The organism is Novosphingobium sp. 11B (genome assembly GCF_054589055.1).
Genome location: NZ_BAAILP010000156.1, coordinates 1 through 23,047 on the forward strand (window position 1 = coordinate 1; position 23,047 = coordinate 23,047).

The 23,047-nt window shown below is 65.8% G+C and carries 20 protein-coding genes; 13 read left to right on the forward strand and 7 right to left on the reverse strand.

Going from position 1 to position 23,047, the window contains the following annotated elements; genetic code table 11:
• Positions 1 to 119: 119 nt before the first annotated feature.
• From ACYPYD_RS14325 to ACYPYD_RS14335, 3 genes are all read right to left on the reverse strand, one after another.
• A complete protein-coding gene (locus ACYPYD_RS14325) occupies positions 120 to 1,124 on the reverse strand; it encodes an acyl-CoA dehydrogenase family protein (protein ID WP_459663785.1) in 1,005 nt (334 codons plus the stop codon).
• 1 nt (position 1,125) lies between these two features.
• Positions 1,126 to 2,307: an acyl-CoA dehydrogenase family protein gene (locus ACYPYD_RS14330; protein WP_459663786.1), complete on the reverse strand. Its 1,182-nt coding sequence runs from the start codon at positions 2,305 to 2,307 to the stop codon at positions 1,126 to 1,128.
• A gap of 70 nt (positions 2,308 to 2,377) precedes the next feature.
• Entirely contained in the window at positions 2,378 to 2,692 is a 315-nt protein-coding gene (locus ACYPYD_RS14335; RefSeq protein ID WP_459663787.1) for a Rieske (2Fe-2S) protein, read from the reverse strand.
• A gap of 163 nt (positions 2,693 to 2,855) precedes the next feature.
• On the opposite strand from ACYPYD_RS14335, the gene ACYPYD_RS14340 reads away from it, so the two are divergent.
• Complete coding sequence (locus ACYPYD_RS14340) at positions 2,856 to 4,001, forward strand: acyl-CoA dehydrogenase family protein (RefSeq protein ID WP_459663789.1); 1,146 nt, start codon at positions 2,856 to 2,858, stop codon at positions 3,999 to 4,001.
• Entirely contained in the window at positions 4,001 to 4,918 is a 918-nt protein-coding gene (locus ACYPYD_RS14345) for an acyl-CoA dehydrogenase family protein (RefSeq protein ID WP_459663791.1), read from the forward strand. Before ACYPYD_RS14340 ends, ACYPYD_RS14345 begins: the two co-directional genes overlap by 1 nt.
• Positions 4,919 to 5,053: 135 nt before the next feature.
• On the opposite strand, the gene ACYPYD_RS14350 is transcribed toward ACYPYD_RS14345, so the two are convergent.
• Entirely contained in the window at positions 5,054 to 6,142 is a 1,089-nt protein-coding gene (locus tag ACYPYD_RS14350; RefSeq protein ID WP_459663793.1) for a helix-turn-helix transcriptional regulator, read from the reverse strand.
• Between the two features lie 105 nt (positions 6,143 to 6,247).
• Here ACYPYD_RS14350 and cysD point away from each other — a divergent pair, with 105 nt between their 5' ends.
• The 10 genes from cysD (at position 6,248) to ACYPYD_RS14400 (ending at position 17,307) form a co-directional block, all read left to right on the forward strand.
• Complete coding sequence (gene cysD / locus ACYPYD_RS14355) at positions 6,248 to 7,150, forward strand: sulfate adenylyltransferase subunit CysD (RefSeq protein WP_285018571.1); 903 nt, start codon at positions 6,248 to 6,250, stop codon at positions 7,148 to 7,150.
• On the forward strand, positions 7,150 to 9,072 hold the full coding sequence (cysN, locus tag ACYPYD_RS14360) for a sulfate adenylyltransferase subunit CysN (RefSeq protein ID WP_459663795.1): 1,923 nt from the start codon (positions 7,150 to 7,152) through the stop codon (positions 9,070 to 9,072). The genes cysD and cysN overlap by 1 nt, the downstream gene beginning before the upstream one ends.
• On the forward strand, positions 9,072 to 9,809 hold the full coding sequence (locus tag ACYPYD_RS14365) for a 3'(2'),5'-bisphosphate nucleotidase CysQ (RefSeq protein ID WP_008830319.1): 738 nt from the start codon (positions 9,072 to 9,074) through the stop codon (positions 9,807 to 9,809). The genes cysN and ACYPYD_RS14365 overlap by 1 nt, the downstream gene beginning before the upstream one ends.
• 305 nt (positions 9,810 to 10,114) lie before the next feature.
• A complete protein-coding gene (locus ACYPYD_RS14370) occupies positions 10,115 to 10,795 on the forward strand; it encodes a TetR/AcrR family transcriptional regulator (RefSeq protein ID WP_036524500.1) in 681 nt (226 codons plus the stop codon).
• A gap of 287 nt (positions 10,796 to 11,082) precedes the next feature.
• The gene (gene acuI, locus ACYPYD_RS14375; protein WP_459663797.1) at positions 11,083 to 12,066 is read left to right on the forward strand and encodes an acrylyl-CoA reductase (NADPH); all 984 of its coding nucleotides are present in this window, start codon (positions 11,083 to 11,085) and stop codon (positions 12,064 to 12,066) included.
• Between the two features lie 24 nt (positions 12,067 to 12,090).
• Positions 12,091 to 13,794, forward strand: a complete 1,704-nt coding sequence (locus ACYPYD_RS14380; RefSeq protein ID WP_459663799.1) for a class I adenylate-forming enzyme family protein — start codon at positions 12,091 to 12,093, stop codon at positions 13,792 to 13,794.
• 3 nt (positions 13,795 to 13,797) lie between these two features.
• Entirely contained in the window at positions 13,798 to 14,217 is a 420-nt protein-coding gene (locus ACYPYD_RS14385; RefSeq protein WP_459663801.1) for a nuclear transport factor 2 family protein, read from the forward strand.
• A 112-nt stretch (positions 14,218 to 14,329) separates the two neighbouring features.
• Positions 14,330 to 15,067, forward strand: a complete 738-nt coding sequence (locus tag ACYPYD_RS14390; protein WP_008833372.1) for an SDR family oxidoreductase — start codon at positions 14,330 to 14,332, stop codon at positions 15,065 to 15,067.
• A 32-nt stretch (positions 15,068 to 15,099) separates the two neighbouring features.
• On the forward strand, positions 15,100 to 16,581 hold the full coding sequence (locus tag ACYPYD_RS14395) for an aldehyde dehydrogenase family protein (RefSeq protein ID WP_459663804.1): 1,482 nt from the start codon (positions 15,100 to 15,102) through the stop codon (positions 16,579 to 16,581).
• 6 nt (positions 16,582 to 16,587) lie between these two features.
• Positions 16,588 to 17,307 carry a TetR/AcrR family transcriptional regulator gene (locus ACYPYD_RS14400; RefSeq protein ID WP_008833370.1) on the forward strand — a complete coding sequence of 240 codons (720 nt, stop codon included), beginning with the start codon at positions 16,588 to 16,590 and terminating at the stop codon, positions 17,305 to 17,307.
• A 31-nt stretch (positions 17,308 to 17,338) separates the two neighbouring features.
• Here ACYPYD_RS14400 and ACYPYD_RS14405 read toward each other — a convergent pair whose 3' ends face one another.
• Positions 17,339 to 18,160 carry an enoyl-CoA hydratase/isomerase family protein gene (locus ACYPYD_RS14405; protein WP_459663806.1) on the reverse strand — a complete coding sequence of 274 codons (822 nt, stop codon included), beginning with the start codon at positions 18,158 to 18,160 and terminating at the stop codon, positions 17,339 to 17,341.
• Positions 18,161 to 18,170: 10 nt separating this feature from the next.
• The gene (locus ACYPYD_RS14410; protein ID WP_459663808.1) at positions 18,171 to 20,357 is read right to left on the reverse strand and encodes an acyl-CoA dehydrogenase; all 2,187 of its coding nucleotides are present in this window, start codon (positions 20,355 to 20,357) and stop codon (positions 18,171 to 18,173) included.
• A 329-nt stretch (positions 20,358 to 20,686) separates the two neighbouring features.
• Here ACYPYD_RS14410 and ACYPYD_RS14415 point away from each other — a divergent pair, with 329 nt between their 5' ends.
• Positions 20,687 to 22,027, forward strand: coding sequence for an amidohydrolase family protein (locus ACYPYD_RS14415; RefSeq protein WP_459663810.1), 1,341 nt, complete (start codon positions 20,687 to 20,689; stop codon positions 22,025 to 22,027).
• A 179-nt stretch (positions 22,028 to 22,206) separates the two neighbouring features.
• Here ACYPYD_RS14415 and ACYPYD_RS14420 read toward each other — a convergent pair whose 3' ends face one another.
• Entirely contained in the window at positions 22,207 to 23,019 is an 813-nt protein-coding gene (locus ACYPYD_RS14420) for a helix-turn-helix domain-containing protein (RefSeq protein ID WP_008833366.1), read from the reverse strand.
• Between the last annotated feature and the right edge of the window lie 28 nt (positions 23,020 to 23,047).

Consider the following 23,047-nt stretch of genomic DNA (forward strand, 5'->3'; position numbering starts at 1 on the left):
GGACCGCTGCCCCTGAACAGCCTACCCGTCGCTTAGACACCTTGTCGCATGAACTGCGCCTAAAGACAGCCACCGGTCCCGGATCAAGTCCGGGACGACGAATTGCTCCGGCCGATCTGTCAGCCCAGCGCCTTTCGCCCCGTCCGCTCGTTCCACAGGTCTGGCGATCCGCAAAGCTGCAGGTTCAGCATCGCGCGTTTCATGAAGCGGTGGATCGGGTGTTCCTCGGTCAGGCCGATGCCGCCGTGAAGCTGGATCGCCTCTTCGGTGACGAATGCGAAGGCCTCGGCCGCGAGCGTCTTCGCCGCGCCGCACTGGACGAGGGTTGCAGCATCGTCGCGCACCCGGTTCCACAGGAGCGCCTCGGCCACGGCAATGCGCGCCTTCATATCGGCGGCGCGGTGCTTGAGAGCCTGGAACATGGCGATGGGCCGGTCGAACTGGCGGCGCATCTTCATGTATTCGATGGTGAGTTCCAATGCGGCATTCGCGGCACCGAGGCAGTCGGCGGCGACGGCAAGGTGCGCTTCGGGCGCCAGCGCGTCGTGCAGCGCTGCAGCGCCGTCCGCATCGGTGAGCATGAGTGCCGGATCGGGCGCGTATCCATCAAGAACGATGTCGAACAGGAGCCGGCTGGGGTCCCAGATCGCGCGCTCCACGATAGAAACACCCGGCGCATCGGTCGGCACGAGGGCATAGCCGCCGGGCAGCTTCGCAACGACCGCCACCGCCATGTCCGCATCGAACACACCGCCGACTACGCCCGAAAGCGTGCCGTTCGATGCCGCCTCCAGCTTCGCGGGGAGCAGGTGCAGGGGGGCGTATTCGCCCCCCGCCAGCCGTTCCAGCCACTCGAACCGCGCCGCAATCTCGCTCGCCAGCACGGCCTGCAGGCCCAGTTGCGCCGGGATCAGCGGCGTCGTCGCCAGCACGCGGCCCATCTCGAAATGGATCGCGGCGGAAGCCTCTCGATCAAGGCCGAGGCCGCCGTCTTCCTCGGGCAGGCGCACCATCAGCCAGCCCATCTCTGCCACCAGCCGCCAGCTTTCGTCGCGGCCGGGGGAGAGTGCATCGGCAGGAAACGCCTTCTGCGCGGCGTCGGTCAGTTCGTTCAGTTCGATCATGTCAGGCCACCCAGGCTTTCGGCTCGCGCGGCATGTCGAGCATGCGCTCGGCGATGATATTACGCTGCACTTCCTCGCTGCCCCCGGCGATGGTCCAGGCGTAGGAGTTCATGAAGTCCGCCATCCAGTTGCCGGTATTGAGGTCGCCGAAGGTGATCGGCGCTACGTATTGCTCCGCGATGCCGCCGAGGCGCAGGCCCAGCTTCGCATAGGCCCTGAGCGCGCGGCTGTAGCTGTTCTTGATGATGGAGGCGTCGCCAATGCGCTCGATGCCCTTGATCCGGTTGTTCAGGAACTGGTCGGCAACGGCGCACACGGCATCCACTTGCGTCACCAGTTCGCCGAAATCCCGCAGCACTCCGCGATCGTCCTCGTGTCCGTGCTCGCGGATCAGCGAGGCAACGCGTGCAAGGGCACCGCGCATGCGGTAGGACAGCTCCATCAGCGTCAGCCCGCGCTCGGAAGCGAGCGTCGCCTGCGCCACGGCCCAGCCCTTGCCCTCATCGCCGACGCGCTCGGAGACGGGGATTTCCACATTGTCGAGGAAGATCTCGGCGAATTCCTCGTCGCCCTGGATCTGGTGGATCGGGCGGACAGAGACGCCGGGTGCCTTCATGTCCATCAGCAGGTACGTGATGCCCGCCTGCTTGGGGCCGTCCGAGGAGGTGCGCACCAGCAGCAGGCACTTGTCTGCGAACTGCGCCATCGTCGACCAGACCTTCTGGCCGTTGACGACGTAGACGTCGCCCTTGCGCTCCGCCCTGGTCTTAATGGCGGCGAGGTCTGATCCGGCGCCGGGTTCGGAGAAGCCCTGACACCATGTCTCGCCCTCGAGGATGCGCGGGAGGCAGCGGTCCTGCTGCTCCCGGGTCGCACATTCGTGCAACGTTGCGAAGGCATGGTACGTCGAGACGAAGGAGAGCAGCAGGCGCGGACAGTCTGCCTTCGCCAGTTCCTCGTAGATCACTTTCTGCTCGGCCAGGCTGCGGCCGCCGCCGGGGAACGTGGCAGGCCAGTGCGGGATGGCGTAGCCTGCCGAAACCAGCCGCGTAAACCAGTCGCGCTGGGTGCGGACGAAGTCGTCCTGCGTGCGGCTCGCGTCGCGCCAGCTGGTCGGCGCCTCGGCGGCTAGGAAGGCGCGCACTTCGCGGCGCAGCGCTTCGAGATCGGGCGTATCGGTCATGGACACCGTCCAAGCACGGGGCAAGGCGGCGCGTCCATAAGGGGCGGTACGCGCGGGCGATATCGGGAGGTTAGACCGCCACCTCGATCATGTCGCCCTCGATCCGCACCTCATAGGTGTCGATCGGCATCGAGGCGGGCGGGTTGATCGGCTTGCCGGTCTCGAGATCGAAGCGCGCGCCGTGAACCGGGCAGGAAATCCACCCCGCGCGCACGCGGCCGCATTCCAGCGTTTCGTAGGCGTGGCTGCACAAGTTGCGCACGGCGTAGACCCGATCCCGCGCGCCGACCAGGATCACGCTGATCCCGTTCAACTCGACCACTTTCTTGCCGCCCTGCGGAACTTCATCGAGTTTCGCCACCGCGACGAATGCCTTCTCGCTCACCCGTTTCCTTTCTTATCTCTTCGCTGCGTCCTTGCGGTACTCCGCAGGTGATTTCCAGCACAAGTGGTCGATGCGCAATCGCGCCAGCGATTCCGACGCCCCGGCGGTTGTGGGGCGAGGCTGCCTGTGCCTAACGAAAGGCTGAGAGGAGGGCGCCGCCCCGATGCAATTCGAATGGACCGCCGGGCAGGACGCCTTCCGGCACAAGATCCGCGACTTCCTGCACGCCAACCTGCCTGCGGACTGGGAGAAATTCTCGGAACACGGCCCTGCGTCCCCGGCGCTGACCGCGTTCGCGCGCGACTTCTGCGTCAAGCTGGCGGAAGCGGGCATCCTCTTCCCGCACTGGCCGGTCGAGATGGGCGGCGAGGGCCTCGGCCCGTGGGAACAGCAGATCCTGTCCGAAGAGATGTGGATCGCCGGCGAGCCGCGCGGCGGCCAGTACATGAACGTCAACTGGATCGGCCCGACGCTGGAGAAGTACGGCACGCCCGAGCAGAAGGCGCGCTACCTTGAGCCAATCACGCGCGGGGAATCGTTGTGGTGCCAGGGTTTTTCGGAACCTGACGCCGGGTCGGACCTCGCCTCGCTGCGGACTAGAGCCACGCTGAGCGATGGCAACTACGTCATCAACGGGCAGAAGATCTGGACCAGCTATGCGGGGCTTGCCGACACCTGTTTCCTGCTGACGCGCACCAGCGACGACCGCAAGAAGGGCATCACCATCATCCTCGTGCCGATGGACACGCCCGGCATCACCGTGCGCCAGATCCCCTCGCTGATCGGCGAGGGCGACATCCACGAGGTCTTCTTCGACGACGTCACCGTGCCCGAAACCGCCCGCTTCGGCGAGGAAGGGCAGGCATGGGAGATCGTCGCCTATTCGCTGCGCAACGAGCGGCTCGGCATCCCGCGCTTCACGCTGGCGCGCGCCGCGCTCGACCGGGCGGTGGCGATGCTCAAGGAGCAGGGGCGCTTTGCGCGCGAACATGCGCGGATCGAGGCGGCGCGTTGTGCCGCGCTGTGCGAGGCGGCGGGCACGGCGAACTACGCCGTCGTCCAGAAGCGCGTCGATGGCCTCGCCATCGGTGCGGAGTCCAGTTCCGCCCGCTACGCCACCGTCATGGCCGAGCGCGCGGTGTGCGAATTCGTCGTCGAGTTCCTGCCCGAAGCGCTCGCGGGGGCCTCGCCCTACCTCAAGATGCACCACCAGCGCGGGATCGTCGCGGGCGTCGCGGCGGGGTCGGCGGAAATCCAGCTCAACATCATCGCCAGCGACGTGCTGGAACTGCCCCGGGAGCCGCGCTGATGCACTTGTCCCTCAACGAGGACCAGCGGCAGGTCCTAGACTTCATCGACAGCCTCGCGCGGCCTTACGCGGGCGTCCCGCTGCACGATGCCGGCCTCACGCTCGAAAGCGCGGAACTTGACGCGGCGCTGGTCGAGAACGGGTTTCTCGACGTGCTGATGGTCGAGGAACTCGGTCCGGTCACCGCCGCGCTGGTGGTGGAGAAGCTGGCGCGGCTGCCCTTTGCACTAGAGGCGGCGGCCTCGTCCTTCGTGCGCCCGCTGATCGATCCGGACCTGCCGCGTCCGCTGTGTCTGGTCGAGGAGGGGCGCACGGATGGTCCGGTTCGCTTCCTGCGGCCGAGGGCGAGCGTCGTGATCGTTGGGCCTTCGGGCGTGCGCAGTTTTACGGCGGACGAGAGCGTGATCGCGGCGGCGCAGGAGGATGCGCTCTATGCCTACCCCGTGGCGTTCCTGACCAGCTTTCCGGATGCGATGGCCGCGCATGAGGTTGATCCCGCCGAAGTGCTGCGGTCGTGGCGCGTGGGAATCGCGGCCGAAGCCGCGGGCCTGCTGGGCGCGGCGCTGGCGTCTACGGTGACTTACGTGTCAGAGCGCAAGCAGTTCGGCCGTCCGCTGGCCACCTTCCAGGGCATGCGGCATCGTCTGGCCGAGGATCAGGTCATGACCAACTCGGTCTACTGGCTCGCCCTGCGTGCGGCCGGGACCGGCGATCCCGGCGACGCCGCGCTGGCCCTGCTGCATGCGCAGGAGGCGGCGAAGCGGGTGTGCTACGACTACCACCAGTTCCTTGGCGGCATGGGCATGACGCTGGAACATCCGCTGCACTTGTGGACCTATCGCCTCAAGCTGCTGACCGCCGAACTGGGCGGGCGCGGCGAGCAGGGGCTGGCGGCGGCGGAGGCGCTTTGGGGGTGAGGCATGAACGCCCACCCCGCCGCGACTAGGCGATAAATCGCCAAGTCTCGCTCCCCCCCGCTTGCGGGAGGGGCGTCTCCGGCTAGATTCCCCCTCCCGCTTGCGGGAGGGGCTGGGGGTGGGCTCTTCCGCACTTCACCCCATCACCGCCACGCTGTCGCTGACCAGCCGCACCAGTTCCGCTTGCCCGCGCACGCCCAGCTTGGCGTAGAGGCGCTTGGAATAATTGCGCGCCGTTTCCAGCGTCAGGCCCATGTTTTCGGCCGCCTCGGCGATAGATTGCCCCTCGTTCAGCGCGATCGCCAGCTGCGCCTCGCGCGGGGGCAGGTCGAACAGGCGGGTGAGGCGCTCCACGCTCGCCGGCGTTCTTGCATTGGGCAGGCGGCACAGCGCCAGCATCGAGGGGCGCGGCATGTCGCTGGTGGCCGTCAGCAGCGCTTCCAGCCGAGGGTCCTCATGCAGCATCACCGCACGCGGCGGGGGCGGCGTCGACGAGGCGAACAGCACGGCTGCCCAGCCCAGTTCACGCTCCGCATGGACGCCGAGATCGCGCAGGCGCTCCCCCACGCGCGGCGTGTAGCCGAGATTCCCGCGCATCCATGCATCGAGGCGCGGGTCTATGGCCAATAGCCGCGCCTCCCGGTCGAACACCATCCACGCCGTGGCGCTGCGCGCCATGCCCTGCGCACTGACGCTGGCGCGGATGCGGTGGTGCTCCAGCGCGACATAGCTGCGCAGCGCCGCCTCCACGTAAGGCGCGAGCGAGGAGAGCAGGGCGCTGTCCGCCGCCTCGCAAGGTTTAGCGCGGGCGAGGATAAGCCATGCATCGGTCTCCGCGACACGCGGCAGGCGCACCACCCGCTCGTCGGCGATGCCGAGGCGCGCCATCTTGGCCAGGCGGTCGGCCCGGAAGACGGGATCGTGGTCCACGAACTCGCCGACGCTGTAGACGCGGCCCGGGCGCAGTTGGTCGTAGTGCAGGCGCTCCAGCGCATGCATCTCGAACGGATCGAGTTCGCGCGCCTCGCTGCGCAAGTCGCGTCCGGCGTGGAAGTCGGTGATCTGGGCATGCGGGCCGTCGCCCTGCTTCATCACGATGCTGACGTACTCGGCATCGCTCCGGCGACGCAGGCGCTCGAGAAACTCGGCAAACTGCGCCTTGTCGCCAATCCCCGCTATCAGCGGCAGCAGCAAATCTGTCTCATCGTTGGATGTCAGAGCCATATCTCCCTCCCATATGGGAGGTTCTGCGATTTGTCATCCTTGCAAAGAGCGATTCGAGCCCAACAAGAGGGCGACCCTGCGAAGGCCAAAGGACCAGAGATCCTGATGAAGACCCTGACGCACCTCGACAGACTCGAGGCCGAAGCCATCCATATCATCCGCGAAGTCGTCGCCGAGGCCGAGAAGCCGGTGATGCTCTATTCCGTGGGCAAGGACAGCGCGGTGATGCTGCACCTTGCGCGCAAGGCGTTCTATCCCTCGCCGCCGCCGTTCCCGCTGCTCCATGTCGACACCACGTGGAAATTCAAGGCGATGTACGAGCTGCGCGACAAGATGGCGCGTGACAGCGGTATGGAGCTGCTGGTCTACCAGAACCCGGAAGCGGCCGAGAAGGGCATCAATCCGTTCGACCACGGCGCGCTCCACACCGACATGTGGAAGACCGAAGGTCTGAAGCAGGCGCTCGACAAGTACGGCTTCGACGCGGCTTTCGGCGGCGCCCGCCGCGACGAGGAGAAGAGCCGCGCCAAGGAGCGCATCTTCTCGTTCCGCACCTCTTCGCACGGCTGGGATCCGAAGAACCAGCGCCCCGAACTGTGGAACCTCTACAATGCCCGCAAGGCGCGCGGGGAATCGATCCGCGTGTTCCCGATCTCCAACTGGACCGAGCTGGATATCTGGCAGTACATCCACCTCAACGACATCCCCATCGTCCCGCTCTATTTCGCGGACAAGCGCCCCACCGTGGAGCGCGACGGCATGCTGCTGATGGTCGATGACGAACGCTTCCCGCTCAAGGACGGCGAAGTGCCGGTAGAGCGCTCGATCCGCTTCCGCACGCTGGGCTGCTACCCGCTGACGGGTGCAGTGGAGAGCGAGGCGAAGACGCTGCCCGAGGTGATCCAGGAAACCCTCCTCACGACCACCAGCGAGCGACAGGGCCGCGCCATCGACAAGGACGCCGGCGGCGCCGGCATGGAAGTGAAGAAGCAGCAGGGGTACTTCTGATGGCCGATATCGACACCAAGGAAGCGGTCTACGTCACCGACAAGCTCATCGCCGAGGACATCGACGCCTACCTCGTCCAGCACGAGCACAAGACGATGCTGCGCTTCATCACCTGCGGCAGCGTCGACGACGGCAAGTCCACCCTGATCGGGCGCCTGCTCTACGATTCGAAGATGATCTTCGAGGACCAGCTCGACGCGCTCACCGCCGACTCCAAGAAGGTCGGCACGCAGGGGCAGGAGATCGACTTCGCGCTCCTCGTCGACGGCCTCGCCGCCGAGCGCGAGCAGGGCATCACCATCGACGTGGCCTACCGCTTCTTCAACACCGAGAAGCGTAAGTTCATCGTCGCCGACTGCCCCGGCCACGAACAGTACACCCGCAACATGGTGACGGGCGCCTCGACCGCCGACCTCGCGGTGATCCTGATCGATGCGCGCAAGGGCGTGCTGGTGCAGACGCGCCGCCATTCGTACTTGTGCCACCTGATCGGCATCAAGAACATTGTGCTGGCGGTGAACAAGATGGACCTCGTCGACTACGACCAGGCCGTGTTCGACGGCATCGTCAAGGACTACGCCGAGTTCGCCAGGTCGATCGGGATCGACAGCTTCACCGCGATGCCGATCTCCGGCTTCAAGGGCGACAACATCACCACGCCTTCGGCCAATACGCCCTGGTACAAGGGGCCGACGCTGGTGGAGCACCTCGAAACCGTCGAGGTTCTCTCCTCGGTCGATGCCGACAAGCCGTTCCGCCTGCCGGTGCAGTGGGTGAACCGTCCCAACCTCGACTTCCGCGGCTTCTCGGGCCTCATCGCCACCGGCAGCGTCAAGCCGGGCGACAAGATCCGCGTACTGCCCTCGGGCAAGACCAGCGCGATCACCCGCGTCGTTACCTATGACGGCGATCTCGACGAAGCCGTTGCCGGCCAGTCGGTTACGGTGTGTTTCGAAGATGAAATCGACTGCTCGCGCGGCTCGGTCATCTCGGTCGCCGACAATCCGGCGCAGACCGCCGACCAGTTCGAATCGACGATCGTGTGGCTGGCCGACGAGGCGCTGATCCCTGGCCGCGCCTATTGGCTCAAGCTGGGCACGCAGCAGGTCTCCGCGACCGTGGCCGAGCCCAAGTACACGGTCAACGTCAACACCATGGAGCACATGGCGGCCAAGACGCTGGACCTCAACGCCATCGGCGTGGCGGAACTGACCACCGACAAGCAGGTCGTCTTCGAGCCTTATGCCGAGAACCGCACGCTCGGCGGCTTCATTCTGATCGACAAGATGACCAACGCCACCGTCGCGGCGGGCATGCTCAACTTCTCGCTACGCCGTTCGCAGAACGTCCACTGGCAGGCCGTCGACATCGACCGCAAGCAGCATGCGGGGCTCAAGAACCAGAAGCCCGCCGTGCTGTGGTTCACCGGTCTTTCGGGTTCGGGCAAGTCCACGATCGCCAACATGGTCGAGAAGAAGCTGCACCGGATGAACCGGCACACCTTCCTGCTCGACGGGGACAACGTGCGCCACGGTCTGAACAAGGATCTGGGCTTCACCGAGGCCGACCGCATCGAGAACATCCGCCGCGTGGGCGAAGTCTCGAAGCTGATGACCGACGCAGGGCTGATCGTCATCACCGCGTTCATCTCGCCGTTCCAGGCGGACCGCGAGATGGTGCGCGCGATGCTGCCCGAGGGTGAATTCATCGAGGTGTTCATCGACACCCCGCTGAAGGTTGCCGAGGCGCGCGACGTCAAGGGCCTCTACAAGAAGGCGCGTTCCGGTGAGCTGAAGAACTTCACCGGCATCGACAGTCCCTACGAAGCGCCGCGCAATCCCGAGGTGCGGATCGACACGACGGTCATCTCGCCCGAGGAAGCGGCCGAACTCATCGTCAACACCCTGCTGGGAGACGCCTGATGTCCTATACCGACGGCGATCTCGCGGCGAAGCTGGCGGACGAAGCGGGCAAGATCCTCCTCAGCGTGCGTGGCTCCGGCCTGTTCGGCGGGAAAGCACTGGGCAAGGCGGGCGACCAGACCGCCAACCAGTTCCTCTGCCACGCCCTGCGTGAGCAGCGTCCCGAGGACGGCCTGCTCTCCGAGGAGGAGAAGGACAACGCCGAGCGCCTGGCCATGAGCCGCGTATGGATCGTGGACCCCGTGGACGGCACCCGCGAATACGGCGAGGAGCGCGCCGACTGGGCGGTCCATGTCGGCCTTGCGGTGGACGGCGTGCCGGTGCTGGGCGCAGTGGCGCTGCCGGGCGCCGACCTCGTGCTGCGTTCGGACCAGCCGGGCGAGGTTCCGCCCGCGCCGGAAAAGCTGCGCATGGTCGTGAGCCGCACCCGGCCCGCGAAAGAGGCCACCAGCGTGGCGGAGACGATCGGTGCCGAACTCGTGCCGATGGGCTCGGCCGGGGCCAAGGCCATGGCGATCCTGCTCGGGCAGGCGGATATCTACCTGCACTCGGGCGGGCAGTACGAGTGGGACAGTTGCGCGCCGGCCGCCGTGGCGCTCGGCTGGGGGCTGCATGTCTCGCGGATCGACGGTTCGCCTTTGGTCTACAACCGCGAGGACGTCTACATGCCCGACCTGCTGATCTGCCGGAAGGAGCACGCGGACATGGTGCTGCGCGAGGTCGCGGCGTTGGTTTGAGCGCGGCCCCTTCATTCGCCCATTGCGTCGTCATCCCAGCGAAAGCTGGGACCGTTGTGGCCATCATGCAAGCCTGCGTGAGGCCGCAGCGTCATTCGCCGAAGCCTCGGCGCAAGCTCTCGTCAGGCCGCCAGCGGTCCCAGCCTTCGCTGGGATGACGGGGCGGTCTGACGCAAGAACTGCATTCGCGGCACAACGCCCCCACGGCATTTTGCTATCGATTGTGTATCACATCTCAGTCAACATTGCTGTTCAGTGACGCCCCCGCTATAGCCGCCCCCTTTTACGGGTAATCGGGGGCAGACATGGAAGCGAGGACCAGGCGCAGGGTCAGGGACCCGATTGCGACGCGCGAGACGATCCTCGAGGCGGCCAGCAACCTACTGGCAAAGGACGGGCTTGAGGGGGTCAGCCTCTCAGCCGTGGCGCATCTGGCGGCCGTCAACCGGGGCACCGCCTACCAGCATTTCGAAACGCGCGAGAAGCTGATCGAGGCGACGATCCAGTGGGTCTCGGACAAGCTGTTCCGCGCCGTGTTCGGCGATCCGGAGACGATCGGCGACCGCCGCGTCGAGGAAGTCGATACCGCCGCGCTCACCGACCGCCTGTGCGATTTCGCCATGGAGAACCCGGAAATCTGCCGCGTCTGGCTGCAGCAGGTGCTGGCCTCGCCCGACCCCAGCCAGGACCCGTTCTGGCGCGAATATGCGGGATCGCTCCAGCGCTTCGCCGATACCAAGCTGGCGATGCCCGGGATCGATGCCGAGGTGTTCTCGGTGATGAACCTTGCGGGCGTGTTCTTCTGGCCGATCTTCGCGCGCGCCCATGCCGCGAACGAGGAGGAGCGCAATGCGCTGACCAAGCGCTTCAGCCACGAGATATTGCGCCTCTCGATGTACGGCTCGATGAACGCCTCGCGCTTTCCCGAAGTGGCGGCGCGGCTAGCGGCGGAGGATGGGGCTGCGCAGTCTCGCGGTCGAGGTTAGCGCGAGGGGGCTTCGACAGGCCGTGCCTGACCCTTCGACGAGCTCAGGGTGAGCGGAGGTGGTGTAAACCTCCCAGCCCCCGTTTGAAGTAGTGTAAGCTTCCAACCCCGCTCAGGCTGAGCTCGTCGAAGCCCCCTCGGCGAGCCACTTCCATTTCGCCTCCGCGATGCCATGCATTTCGCCTCCGCGATGCCATGTCCCGCCGGCATTGACGCATGGGGTCCGAACCCGTCAGCACGGCAGGCGAGTTCGACCCCGTATCGGGCCGAAGAGGGAGTTCGCCAGAGATGTTTTCCGCCATCGTCATCGACAAGACCGAACAGGGCCAGACCGTCGGCCTCCAGCAGCTGGACGAAAGCGCGCTGCCCGAAGGCGACGTGACCATCGACGTCGCCTTCTCAACGCTCAACTTCAAGGACGGCCTCGCGATCACCGGCGCCTCGCCGGTCGTGCGCAAGTTCCCGATGGTGCCCGGCATCGACCTCGTCGGCACCGTGACCGAGAGCAGCCATGGCGACTGGAAAGCGGGCGACACCGTCGTGCTCAACGGCTGGGGCGTGGGCGAAGTCCACTGGGGCGGTCTCGCACAGAGGGCGCGGCTCAAGGGCGACTGGCTGGTGCCGCTGCCTTCGGCCTTCACCCCGGCACAGGCCATGGCGATCGGTACGGCGGGCTACACCGCTGCCCTGTGCGTCGATGCGCTCGTCGATTTCGGCGTAACCCCGGATCAGGGCGAGGTGCTCGTCACCGGCGCCACCGGCGGCGTCGGCTCGGTCGCCATCGCGATCCTCAAGAAGCTCGGTTATTCGGTCGCCGCGCTGACCGGCAAGCCGGGCGAGGCGGACTATCTCAAGGCGCTCGGCGCCGAAACCATCATCGACCGCGCCGAACTGGCCGAGAAGGGCAAGCCGCTGCAGAAAGAGCGCTGGGCGGGCGTCGTCGATACGGCGGGCAGTTTCACCCTTGCGAATGCTTGCGCGCAGACGAAGTACGGCGGCGCGGTGGCGGCCTGCGGTCTGGCACAGGGCGCGGACCTGCCCGCGACCGTGATGCCCTTCATCCTGCGCGGCGTGGCACTGCTCGGCATCGACAGCGTCATGGCGCCGAAGGCCAAGCGCCTTAAGGCATGGGACCGTCTGGCGAAGGATCTCGATCCCGCCTCGCTCGACACCATCGGCCAGACCATCGCCCTTGGTGATGCGGTGGAGGCCGCGAAGAAGTTCATGTCGGGCGAGGTCAAGGGCCGCTTCATCGTCGACGTGAACGCCTGACGTCAGCAGAGCGAAGAGGACGGCATGACGGCTTCGGTCAAGGTGGTGGACGGCCTTTCGGTCGTCCACGGCATTCCTCTCGGCGAGGAGCAGGGCATCGGCGCGCTGACGCTGGGCGGCTACGTGCGTGAGGTCACCGCGCGCTACGGCCCGCGCGAGGCTGCGGTGATCCACCTTGGCGGGGAGGTCGTGCGCTGGACCTACGACGATCTCTACGCCCGCTCGCTGGAAGTGGCGAAGTCGCTGCTGGCGCTCGGCACCGGCAAGGGCACGCGCGTGGGCGTGCTGATGACCAACCGCCCCGAATTCCTCGCCGCCGTGTTCGGTGCGGCGCTGGCCGGGTGCGTGGCGACGCCGATCAGCACGTTCTTCACGCCCTCCGAGCTGGAAGTGGTGCTAAAGGCCTCGGGCGTGTCGGTGCTGCTGCTCGAGCGCTCGGTGCTGAAGAAGGACTTCGCCGAAATGCTGGCCGGGCTGGAGCCAGAGGTCATGACCGCCAAGCCCGGCGCACTGGCCTCGCGCACGTTCCCGTTCCTGCGCTATGCGGCGATGGTCGACAGTGACGAGCCGCTGGGCATGATCGAGGGGCAGGGCGCCTTCCTCGCGCGCGGCCGCGATGTGGCCGAAGACCTCGTTCTCGCCGCCGCAGATGCGGTCTCGCCCGCCGATCCCGGCATCCTGCTGTTCTCCTCGGGCTCGACCGGCAAGGCCAAGGGCATCCTCAGCGCGCATCGCGGGGTGTGCCTGCAGCTCTGGCGCTGGCCGCAGTGGTACGCGATTTCCGATGATCTTCCCGCCCGCACGTGGTCGGCGAACGGCTTCTTCTGGTCGGGCAACTTCACGATGGCGCTGGGCGGTACGCTTTCGCGCGGAGGGACGCTGGTGCTGCAGCGCTGGTTCGATGCCGCCGAGGCGCTGGAGCTTATGGACGCCGAGCGCGCCAACATGGCGCTCGCCTGGCCGCATCAGTGGGCTCAGCTGGAGGCTGCACCGAATTACCTCGACGTCGATCTGGCCTCTCTTGTTTACGTCTGCAGGAACCAGCCGATCTCGCGCCAGCCCACGGTCAACAGCACATGGGTCGAGCCCGGGCAGGCTTACGGCAATACCGAGACGTTCACACTGATCTCGGTCTTCCGTTCAGGCACGCCCGAGGCGATCGCGGGCAAGTCCCACGGCATTCCGACGGCCGGTTCCACGATCAAGATCGTCGACCCGATGACTGGCGCTACGATGCCGCTGGGCGAGCGCGGGGAGATCGCGGTCAAGGGACCGACGCTGATGCTGGGCTACCTCGGCATCCCGCTCGATGAATCGCTCGACGGCGACGGTTTCCTGCGCACCGCCGATGGCGGCTACGTGGACGGCGAAGGCCGCCTGTTCTGGGAAGGCCGCCTCAACGACATCATCAAGACCGGCGGCGCCAATGTCTCGCCGCTCGAAATCGACGAGGTCATCCGCGCGCACCCCGAAGTCAAGGTCTCGCAGACGGTGGGCGTGCCTGATGAACTGCTCGGCGAACTCGTCGTCTCCTGCATCGTCCCGGTCGAGGGCACCAGCCCCAGCGCAGAGGCGATCCGCGACTTCGCCAAGGAAAAGCTGGCTAGCTACAAGCTGCCGCGCCGCATTCTCTTCGTGGCCGAGGGCGAACTTGAAACTACCGGCAGTGCCAAGATCAAGACCGCCGAGCTGCGCAAGCTGGCGGCGGAGCGGCTGGCAGAGGTCTGAGCGATGGCGGCTCTCGATTTTGCCGACTGGCTCGCCATCTGCAACCTCAAGGCGGCGTATTGCCGCATGCTCGACACCAAGGACTGGGAGGGCTGGAAGCAGCTTTTCACCGAGGATTGCGTGCTCGATACGCGGCCGAGCGGGGGCTCCCGGGAAGAGGGGCGCGAGCGTATCTGCACGATCGTCAGTACGGCGCTGGCGAACGCGAAGACCGCGCACCACGTCCACTCGCCCCAGATCGATATCGATGGCGACCGCGCCCAGGTGGTCTGGGCAATGCAGGATCGGGTCGTCAAGGATGACTTCGCGCTAACCGGCTACGGTCACTATCACGAGACCTGCGTGCGCACGGTCGAGGGCTGGAAGATCGCCGGGCAGGTGCTGACGCGCCTGATCCTCGAGGTCGAGAGTCCGGCGCCCTGAGGTCATCGCCGGGGCGCGTCGCGCGGCAATAGGCGGCGCTCACGTGACCCGCTATGGTGCCATTCGAAGCAGCCGACCCACATGCAGCGGGCGGCGAGGGAGCGGAGGAAGCGTGGGCAAGACCATCGTTATCACAGGTGCCGGATCGGGTCTCGGCAAGGCTCTGGCACGGCGTTTTGCAAGCGAGGGCGAAACGGTGATCCTGCTCGGGCGTACCTTGTCGAAGGTGCAGGCGCTGGCGGACGAGCTGGGTGCGCCCGCGCTCGCAGTGGCATGCGACGTGGCCGATGCCGGTTCGGTCCGCGCGGCTTTCGCGCAGATCGCCGAGGCCCATCCGAAGATCGACGTGCTGATCAACAATGCCGGTATCTACGAACCCTTCACCGTGGCGGAAGCCACGGACGAGCAGATCGACGGCATCCTGAATACCAACCTGAGGGGGCCGATCTATTGCTGCCGCGCGGCGATCCCGATGCTGGAAAGCGGCGGCCTCATCATCAACGTCGGCAGCGAGTCCGTAGCGGTGCCTTTCGTGATGCTCTCGCTCTACCAGTCGAGCAAGGCGGGGCTGGAGATGTTCACTACCGCTCTGGAGGCGGAACTGGAGGAGAGCGGCATCCGCGTGGCCCTGCTACGCGCCGGGCCGATGTACGATGAAGACAAGTCCTCTCCGAACTGGGACCGCGATGCGGCAATGCGCTTCCATATGGGCTGCGCGAAGAACGGGCTGGACCTGCGCGAGCGCCCGGTTTCGCACTCGGCCTCGCCGACCGGCATTTTCCGCGCGGTGATCGACCTGCCGGCGGACGTGCGCGTCAGCCACGTCTCGATCGGCGCGCGCAAGATCTGATCTCGAACACTCTTTTCGGCAAGGACAAGACAATGACCACTCTTCCCGACGCCCGGCTCTATATCGACGGCAAGTTGCGCGATGCCACTGGCGGCGCGACTTTCGACGTCATCAGCCCCTGGACCGGCGAGCCGGTCGGCAAGGCCGCCGACGCCACCGCCGCCGACGTGGACGAGGCGATCGCCGCCGCCCGTCGCGCCTTCGACGAGACCGACTGGGCCACGAACGTCGAAAAGCGCGTCGCCTTGGTCAAAAAGTACCGCGAACTGTTCGAGCGCGAACGCCCGCGACTGGCGCAGTTGGCGATTCACGAGGCGGGCGCTGCGCAGGGTGCGGTCGGCCGCGCTCACGTCGGGATGGCGATCGACGGCTGGGACGATTACATGGCCGTGTTCGACAAGCTCGAATGGGAGAAGGACTACGGCGAGAAGCAGGCCGCAGGCATCATTCACAAGCGCCTCGGCGTGCGCGAGGCAGTCGGTGTGGTCGGTGCGATCACGCCGTGGAACGTGCCGCTCTACGTCAATATCGGCAAGGTCGTCGCGGCGCTGCTGGCAGGCTGTACGGTAATTCTCAAGCCCGCGCCCGACACCCCGGGCATGGGCGCGATCTTCGGGGAACTGGCGGTCGAGGCAGGCTTTCCGGACGGCGTCATCAATGTCGTGTTCGGCGCCGACCCGGCGCTGGCCGGCGAGATGCTGGTCACCGACCCGCGCGTAGACCTGATCTCGTTCACGGGCTCCACCGGTGTCGGTAAGCGCATCATGGAGCAGGGAGCCGGAACGCTGAAGCGCGTGTTCCTCGAACTCGGTGGCAAGTCGGCCAAGATCGTGCTCGACGATGCGCCGAGCTTTGCGATGGACGTGGCGAGGACCATGCTGGTCTTCCACGCCGGGCAGGGCTGCGCGGTCCATTCAAGACTGCTGGTGCCCCGCAGCCGCTATGAGGAGGCCAAGGCCGTGCTGAAGGGGGCCTATGGCAACTTTGGCGACAACTGGGGCGATGTGGAGAATCCGGCGCACATCATGGGCCCGGTCGTCTCGAAGCGGCAGATGGAGCGGGTGAAGAGCTACATCGACCTCGGCCAGCAGGAAGGCGCGACGTTGCTCGCGGGCGGCAACATCCGCCCTGACAAGGGGGGCGGCTATTTCGTGGAGCCGACGTGCTTCGTGGACGTTACCAACGATATGCGCATCGCCCAGGAAGAGATATTCGGCCCCGTCCTAGTCGTCATTCCCTACGAGGATGACGAGGACGCCATCCGCATCGCCAACGAAAGCTCTTACGGACTTTCGGGCGGCGTATCGGGCAGCCACGACCGGGCGATCAATATCGCCCGCAAGGTCCGCACCGGCTCGATGAGCGTGAACAACGGCATGTGCATCGCCGGCGACATTCCCTTCGGCGGCTTCAAGGCCAGTGGCATGGGCCGCGAATGGGGCCTTGAAGGCATCGAGGAATTCACCGACGTCAAGATGCTTGCCTGGCCGGTCGGCCAGGTGGAAGCCGCCTGAGGCGCGATGCCGGGGGAGGAGGCTGAGACCGACTACTTCGCGGGCCTGCAGCCAACCCTGGCGGCTGCGGTGACCACGGCCTGCGCGGTGGTCAGTCACAATCTCAACGGGCAGCGCCTCGGCCGCAAGGGCAGGGTGACGCGTGAGCGCATCCTCGCCGCTGCGATCGAACTGATCGAGGACTCGGAGGAACCGGTGACGCTCGGCCGCGTGGCGCGGCACGCGTCACTGGGGATGACTTCGGTGTACAACTACTTCACCGACATGACCGGACTGCTGCTGGCGGTGCTCGCCCCGGTCATGGCGACGGCGGAGGACGATTACCTCTCGCTGGCGCGTGAGCCCTGGCCTGACGAGGAACTCTACGCTCGTTGCTACGGGTTCGTGCGGGCGTACCACGGATTCTGGGCGCGGCACTCGCGGTTGCTGCACTTGCGCAACGCGCTTGCGGACCAGCAGGACGCGCGCATGATGGCGCACCGCATCCGCTCAAGCCGCCCGATCATCGCGCTGCTAGTGAAGCAGATGGGCGATGAGCCGATCGGGCTTGGACCCCATACCTCGATGGCGACGATGGTGATGATCGGGATCGAGCGCTCGGTGACGCTGGTGACGGACAAGGAATTGCGCAAACTGGTCGGCATCGAGCCGGAACTGAGCGAAGATCGCTATCTGGTGCCCGGAGCAAGGCTGATGGAATTCGCGATCAGCGACGCGAGGCAGTAAATCCTCCCCTGTGGGGGGAGGAATTCGCGTCTCACTTCGCCTTGCCGCCTACGCCCTTCAGGTAGGCTTCCATGCCCTTGATGTAGTCCGGGTTCAGCATCAGGCCACTGTTGCCCATGCGCTCGACCTGCCGCGCGGAATCGCGGCCCAGTTCGGCGCAAAGCTCGATCGCCACCTTGGCTGCGCCCATCTGCTCGCTGTTCTGCTTCGCGAGGTGGCGGCAGAAGTCCATCACCTCGGCTTCGAACGTGTCATCCTCGTAGACCTGGTGGACCAAGCCCATGGTGAACGCCATGTCGGCGCTGGCGGGCTTGTTGGCCATGATGAGCCAACGGGCCCAGTGCGGTCCACAGATCCGCGTCAACCGCGAGACGCCGCCAGAGGCCGGCAGCACCCCGAACAACCCTTCCGGGAAGGCATAGGCCGCGCTTTTCGCCGCGAGGCGGAAGTCGCACGAAAGGCTCATCTCCAGTCCTCCGCCTACGCACATCGCGTGGTGCGCGGCGACGATGGGTTTCTCGACATGCTCAATCTCGTCCCAGAGCTGCTGCATGTTGTTGAGGTTGAGACGATGGTTTTCGCGGATCTTGCTGGCGGAATCGGCCGCGACATTCGCCTCGGAGACGATGTTGCGATTGCCGCCGCGAAGGTCCGCGCCCGAACTGAAGTAACGCCCGGCCGAGCGGATCAGCATGACCTTGAGGTCAGCCCGCTCTCGCAGCCGCAGCACGGCTTCGGTCAGGAGGTCCATCATCTCGCGGCTGATGGCGTTGAGCTTATCGGGCCGGTTGAGCGTGGCGACGAGAATGCCGTCCGTCTCCTCGGTCAGCAGGTGCGGGGCTTCTTCGGTCATTGTGGTCTCCTCATCCCCGGGTACGCGGCAGACCAAGCCCGCGTTCGGCGACCATGGAGCGATGCACTTCGCTGGAGCCGCCATAGATCGTCGAGCCCGCCGCATGGCGATAGCACTGGTTGAGCAGCGCGACTGCCCCCTCGCGTTTCGAGAGCGAGAGCGGCGCTGTCAGGTCCAGGAGGTCGCGGCTGTCGCTGAGGAACTTCTCGGAGGAGTACATCTTCGCCATCGGCCCGAAGGCGTGATTGGGCTTCTTTTCGATGCTGGACCACTGCGCGCGGTACGTGAGCATGTCCGAGACCCACAAGTGCGCGACGGCGCGCGCCAGACGGCACTGGGTGCGCACTTCGCCGTCGATGCCCAGTTCCCGCGTCACCTCCTCGGCGGCCTCGATCATCGCCTTCATGACCTTGGAGAAGCCGCCGCCGTGCTCCAGTTCCAGCGCGGCGCTCATCGTCCTGGTGCCGCCATTGATCTCGCCCAGGCGCCAGGAATCGGGGATCACCACGCCGTCGTAGAAGGTGATATTGGTACGCTCGTCCTGGAAGGTGTGGACGGCCTGCACGGTCACGCCCTCGGTCTTGAGGGGGACGATGAACATCGTCAGGCCCTTGTGCTTGGGGACGTCGGGGTTGGTGCGCGTGAGCATCAGGACGTAGCTCGAAAGGTTGGCGCCGCTGGTCCACATCTTGGTGCCGTCGATGCGCCACGAGCCGTCCTCGAGCTGCGTTGCCTTACACTGTGCGGCGAAGACGTCCGAGCCACACGAAGGCTCCGAATAGCCTAGCGAACACAGCACATCACCGCCGACGATCCGGGGCAGCACTTCGGCCTTGAGTTCGTCCGAGCCGTACTTGTCGATCATCATCGCCACCATGGCCGCGACATTGGCGCCTGGGGTGTTGTAGCCCTGCCGCTCCATTTCGCCCATCGCCGCGATGCGCGCATAAGGGGTGATGTTGCGACCGGACAGGTGCTCGGGGAGGCCGGGGAACAGCAGGCTGTGCTCGGCCAGCATCTTGTGGACTTCGGGGACGTAGCCTTCCCAGGAATAGTGGAACTTCGCCTTCTGTTCGGGCGTGACCTTGGTGGCGAACAGTTCGGCGATTTCCGCGCAGACCTGGCGGGCTTCGTCTCCGAGGTCGAAGTCGAGCGGCACTTCGCCCGAAGCGGGCAAGGCGACCGTCTCGCCTGCGTAGAGGCGGCGTCCGGCCTCTTCCAGAGCAAGCGCGGGGTCACCTGCGACCAGCGGCCATGCCTTGGCGCGCAGGTTGTAGAGATGGACGTCGTATTCGTTCGACAGCCCGTAGCCGCCGAAGGTGTGCAACCCCTGCGCAACGGACCGTGCTGCAGCATCGCAGGCGTACCAGTAGGCCAGCGAGATCGTCGCGGCGGCTTCGTCCGAATTGTCGTAGATGTCCCGGATCGCCTTCCAGGCAAGGAACTTGGCGCCATCGACATCGCACAGCAGGTCGGCGAGAGGGTGCGAGATGCCCTGGAATGTGCCGATCAGCTGGCCGAACGCCTTGCGCTCACCCGCGTAGGCAGCGGCCATCTGGAGTGCCTGCCGCCCGATGCCGGAAAGCGCGACCGCCATGTAGAGCTTCCACTCCTCCAGCGCTGCGGCGAACAGCGCCAGTGCATCTTCCCCGGAGCCGAGCACGATCGCTTCGCCCGCGGCAAGGTCCATCTGTGCAACGGGCGTAGTGGCGAGGTTGGGTTCGGTTTTGCCATCGACGCCGGTGACCAGCACCACATCCGACCCACGGCGCGCGATGATCGCCTTGGCCACCGATCCGCCCGCAATCCACTGCCTCGATTGCAGCGAAGTATCTTGCATGGCGATGGTCACCACGGCCTCACCGCTGATCGCGGCCTCGAGTAATTCGTCCTGTCCGCCGAGTTGGCCGAGCAGGCGCACCGCCACCAGCGCCTCGGCCAGCGGTCCGGAGACGAGCGTGCGCCCGGCCTCCTCCATCAGCAGCGCCGTGTCGAACAGGCCTAGATCCATGCCGCCCGCATCCTCGGGCACCCGCATCGCGAAGGCGCCGAGTTCGGCGAGGCCGCTCCACAGAGCGGCGTCGAAGCCGTCGGTCTCCTGGGCCTTACGGACGCGTGACGTGCTGGAATGCTCATCGAGAAAACGCGCGAAGGTATCGCGCATCATTTCCTGTTCGTCGGTGAGATCGAAGTTCATGGCAGGCTTTCCCGGAGCTTATCGTTTTGCTTCACCATCGTCCTGAACACAGGTTGGAAGGGTGTTCAATCCGGCCTCGGCGGCAATCGCAGGCACGATGGGGCGGGCGGTAAAGAGCGGGGTTCGACAAGCTAGGCCCGAGCCGATTGGAAGGGCGTATGCGTTGTTTCCGCTCAGGCTGAGCTTGACGAAGCCCCCGCGTGGGAGCGGCAATCGCACAAGCGATGGCTCTGGCGTGCATGTGGCTAGCGCGGCGCGAGCACGATAGTCTCACCGGCAAAAGACAAGCGGGAAGAAGCGCCGGCGCACGCACTCACGGGAGACGAGAGATGGAAATGAACGACATGGTCATCATCAGCGTCGATGACCACATCAGCGAACCGCCCGACATGTTCCAGAACCACTTGTCCGGCGATCTGCTCGAATCCGCGCCCAGGATGGTGAAGGACGAGAACGGCAAGGATGTATGGGTCTACCAGGGGCAGACTTTCGCCTCGGTCGCACTCAACGCCGTGGTCGGGCGGCCTTTCGAGGAATACGGCATGGAGCCGACCTCGCTCGACCAGTTACGCGACGGCGTCTACATGGTGGACGAGCGGGTGAAGGACATGGACGTCAACGGCGTTGCCGCCTCGCTCAACTTCGGATCGGTCTTCGACTTCGCAGGTGGCCGCCTGCACCGGGTGCCCGACCGCGACCTCGCGGTGAAGCATGTCAGCGCCTACAACGACTGGCACATCGATGAATGGTGCGGCGCGCATCCGGGGCGCTTCATCCCCTGTGCCATCCTGCCGACCTGGAACATGGACGCGACGATCGCCGAGCTGAAGCGAGTCAGCGCCAAGGGCTGCCACACCGTGTCGATCAGCGAGAACCCGACCTGCCAGGGCCTGCCGAGCATCCACAACGAGTACTGGAAGCCGTTCTACAAGGCTATCGCCGATCTCGACATGACGATCTGCATCCACATCGGCGGTGGCAATCCTGCGCCGCATGCGTCGATGGAGACTCCGATCGAGGCGTGGATCTCGACGATGCCGATGACGATCGCCTATGCTGCGTCGGACTGGCTGCAGCTTGAGGCGCTGCACGAGTACCCGGACCTGCGCATCGCGTTGTCGGAAGGCTCGATCGGCTGGGTGCCCTATTTCACCGAGCGGGCCGACTTCTCCAACTCGCGCCACAAGTACTGGACGCATTCGCGCTTCCAGGACCTGAAGCCGAGCGAGATGTTCAAGCGCCACTTCCTGAACTGCTTCATCGACGATGCGTTTGGATTGCAGAACATCGGCTTCATCGGCGAGGACAACATCGCCTATGAGTGCGACTATCCGCATTCCGACACGCTCTGGCCCGAAGTGCCGGAGCGCCTGTGGCCGACGATCAATCACCTGACCGACGCGCTGATCGACAAGATCACGCACGGCAACGCGATGCGCTGGTTCCGTTTCGATCCCTTCAAGCACCACGCCAAGGCCGATCTGACGGTCGGTGCGCTGCGGGCAAAAGCTGCAGCGGCAGGCGTGGACATCACTCCCAAGTCCTCGCTTGGCGAGCGGCCGCTGGAAGAAGGCGAAGTGCGTCCGGTCACCTCGGGCGACATCATGAAGATGTTCATGCGCCACGACGATGCCGACCGCCTCAACCGCATGGCCGGGCAGGAGGCCTGAGAAAAGGGAGGCGTCGTTTCGGACACGGCGCCTGACCCTTCGACAAGCTCAGGGTGAGCGGACTTGGTTTAATGCCCTTTGAATTCCGCCCAGGCTGAGCCTGTCGAAGCCTCATCGGCAAAAGAAAAGGCCCCGCGAGACGTGCTCGCAAGGCCTTTTCCCGTTGGGATATGTGAAAGTCAGGCGGCGTGCGAGAACTGCTCGACGCTGGCTTGTGCATGCTGCGCCGCCGGATCGGGCAGGCAGGCACGCATAGCGTCGCGCAGGCACTGAAAAAGCGCCTCGGGGTTCACCTTGTCATCCTTGCCGTAGACGATGCTGACGACCAGCGGATGGCCTTCCGGCTGACGCGGGACGAGGCCGCTCAGCGCATCGGCACCGGTGGCGAAACCGGCCGGGCCGAACAAGTGGCGCGGATCGCGGCAGGCGTCGATACGAGCCATCATTTCCGAGAATGCGAACTTTTCCTGTTCGACCGCCTCGGCGTTGAGACGGCGCACCATGCCTTCGCAGCGCTGGCGGGTGACGGTGGACAGCATCAGCCAGCCCGGTGCGTTGCGCGCCAGAGGCTCCTTTACGCCGCCGGCCAGTTCGCGGGTCGCGGCGGGGGCACGAGGGCCATGGCGCCAGTTCACGATCTGCGCGTCGAGGCCGACCATCGAATGCAGCGCCACCGAAAGGCCGGTCTGCGCGACAAGGCGGTCCATCAGGCGCACGATACGGCCGTCACGCACCAGTTCCGGCTGACCGGAAGTGCCGATCAGCGCCGCGCGAGGGGTAAGGCTGTAGGCGCGCGAGTAGGGGTCCTTGTGCAGCAGACCCAGCTCGACGAGGCTCGAAAGCAGCTCCGAGGTGCTCGACTGCGGCCGGTTGTACCGACGCACGATGTCCATGACGGTCGCTTCACGGTGCGCGTCGTCGAAGTACTCCAGTACCTCGATCACGCGACGTGCGATCTTTGCCTTGTTCGATGACGTTGCCTTGCCAGCCATGAGGTCTCTCTCCTTCCCTCTTGCGTGG

Bases quoted from the DNA above. Each gene is read 5' to 3' on its own strand.
- ACYPYD_RS14340 (WP_459663789.1), top strand. From the start codon at position 2,856: ATGCAATTCGAATGGACCGCCGGGCAGGACGCCTTCCGGCACAAGATC.
- ACYPYD_RS14410 (WP_459663808.1), bottom strand. From the start codon at position 20,357: ATGAACTTCGATCTCACCGACGAACAGGAAATGATGCGCGATACCTTC.
- cysD (WP_285018571.1), top strand. From the start codon at position 6,248: ATGAAGACCCTGACGCACCTCGACAGACTCGAGGCCGAAGCCATCCAT.
- ACYPYD_RS14330 (WP_459663786.1), bottom strand. From the start codon at position 2,307: ATGACCGATACGCCCGATCTCGAAGCGCTGCGCCGCGAAGTGCGCGCC.
- ACYPYD_RS14365 (WP_008830319.1), top strand. From the start codon at position 9,072: ATGTCCTATACCGACGGCGATCTCGCGGCGAAGCTGGCGGACGAAGCG.
- ACYPYD_RS14400 (WP_008833370.1), top strand. From the start codon at position 16,588: ATGCCGGGGGAGGAGGCTGAGACCGACTACTTCGCGGGCCTGCAGCCA.
- ACYPYD_RS14420 (WP_008833366.1), bottom strand. From the start codon at position 23,019: ATGGCTGGCAAGGCAACGTCATCGAACAAGGCAAAGATCGCACGTCGC.
- ACYPYD_RS14345 (WP_459663791.1), top strand. From the start codon at position 4,001: ATGCACTTGTCCCTCAACGAGGACCAGCGGCAGGTCCTAGACTTCATC.
- ACYPYD_RS14385 (WP_459663801.1), top strand. From the start codon at position 13,798: ATGGCGGCTCTCGATTTTGCCGACTGGCTCGCCATCTGCAACCTCAAG.
- ACYPYD_RS14370 (WP_036524500.1), top strand. From the start codon at position 10,115: ATGGAAGCGAGGACCAGGCGCAGGGTCAGGGACCCGATTGCGACGCGC.
- ACYPYD_RS14405 (WP_459663806.1), bottom strand. From the start codon at position 18,160: ATGACCGAAGAAGCCCCGCACCTGCTGACCGAGGAGACGGACGGCATT.
- ACYPYD_RS14395 (WP_459663804.1), top strand. From the start codon at position 15,100: ATGACCACTCTTCCCGACGCCCGGCTCTATATCGACGGCAAGTTGCGC.
- ACYPYD_RS14325 (WP_459663785.1), bottom strand. From the start codon at position 1,124: ATGATCGAACTGAACGAACTGACCGACGCCGCGCAGAAGGCGTTTCCT.
- ACYPYD_RS14380 (WP_459663799.1), top strand. From the start codon at position 12,091: ATGACGGCTTCGGTCAAGGTGGTGGACGGCCTTTCGGTCGTCCACGGC.
- acuI (WP_459663797.1), top strand. From the start codon at position 11,083: ATGTTTTCCGCCATCGTCATCGACAAGACCGAACAGGGCCAGACCGTC.
- ACYPYD_RS14350 (WP_459663793.1), bottom strand. From the start codon at position 6,142: ATGGCTCTGACATCCAACGATGAGACAGATTTGCTGCTGCCGCTGATA.
- ACYPYD_RS14415 (WP_459663810.1), top strand. From the start codon at position 20,687: ATGGAAATGAACGACATGGTCATCATCAGCGTCGATGACCACATCAGC.
- cysN (WP_459663795.1), top strand. From the start codon at position 7,150: ATGGCCGATATCGACACCAAGGAAGCGGTCTACGTCACCGACAAGCTC.